Raw genomic sequence first — 277 nt, forward strand, 5'->3', positions numbered from 1 at the left:
GACCACCACGCCGTGCCCCGGGTCGCCGGTGCGGCGGGAGAAGACCCGGCGGCCGCCGCGCCGGGCGGGGGCGCCCACGAAGCCGGCGCCGAGCAGCGCGCGCAGCCGCCCCGTCAGCGGGCCGGTCGCGAGCGGACCCTCGGCGAGGGCGCCCGACGTGACACCAGCGCGGTACGCGGCGTACAGGTCGTCCTGGGCGGTCGACCAGGCCTCGGTCGCGGCGTCGCCGGCGTCCTCCAGCCAGCGGTACGGGTCGGCGACGGCGCGGCCGTGCAGG

General features: G+C 81.2%; 1 pseudogene. It reads right to left on the reverse strand.

From position 1 onward, the window contains the following. Window positions 1–276: pseudogene (locus KVT14_RS20385) on the reverse strand (S9 family peptidase); the annotation flags it as partial. Window position 277: the final 1 nt, after the last annotated feature.

This window comes from Cellulomonas sp. GbtcB1, from assembly GCF_019091725.1.
GTDB lineage: Bacteria > Actinomycetota > Actinomycetes > Actinomycetales > Cellulomonadaceae > Cellulomonas.